This window comes from Vibrio sp. YT-19(2023) (assembly GCF_033337395.1).
In genome coordinates, this window is the sequence record NZ_JAWOQN010000656.1 from 1 (window position 1) to 637 (window position 637).

Genomic DNA, 637 nt, shown 5'->3' on the forward strand with positions numbered 1-637 from the left:
GCACGCTTGGAAGATGGATCGGGCCTTTCAAGAAACAACCGCATTTCTGCGACCAAAATGGCTGAAATCCTACGTTATATTTGGAAAAACGAAAAAACACTGAAGCTGATTGCCATCATGCCTAAATCAGGCGAATCGGGTACGCTGCAATACCGCCAAAGCATGCGGAATGCCCCAATCAAAGGTCAACTGATTGCCAAGAGTGGTTCATTGTACGGAACCTACAACATGGCGGGTTATGGTTTAGATAAAAATGGCCAGCCGAATACTATTTTCGTCCAGTTTGTCTCAGACTACTTCCCAGAAAAAAGGGACGATAACAAACCTGTCATCGCCCCTATTACGCATTTTGAGCAGTTATTTTACCGTGACATCGTGAATTTTAGTCAGGCGATACCTAAGAAGTAATTCACCACAGTAAAGTAAATCCACATACCTGATATATCAACGATTGATGCAAGCACAGGGCTCACCAATACGGCTGGGTCTAGCTTGCAAGCACGGGCAATTATTGGCAACAAACCGCCAAGCGTTGTGGAAATTGAGACTTGAATAAACAAAGCAACGGCGATTGCAAGTGCGATGTCTGTCAGTTCAAAGCCCCCCGTAGATTGGCCGGCACTAAAAAGCATAATGC

Annotated in this window: 2 protein-coding genes; one reads left to right on the forward strand and one right to left on the reverse strand. The window is 45.1% G+C overall.

The annotated features are described in order from the left end of the window. Window positions 1-408: D-alanyl-D-alanine carboxypeptidase (locus R7E78_RS27705; protein WP_318058830.1), on the forward strand; the 408-nt coding region annotated here is incomplete at its 5' end. On the opposite strand, the gene R7E78_RS27710 is transcribed toward R7E78_RS27705, so the two are convergent. Then, on the reverse strand, window positions 387-637 hold a 251-nt coding region (locus R7E78_RS27710), incomplete at its 5' end, for a magnesium transporter (RefSeq protein WP_318058831.1). The genes R7E78_RS27705 and R7E78_RS27710 overlap by 22 nt on opposite strands.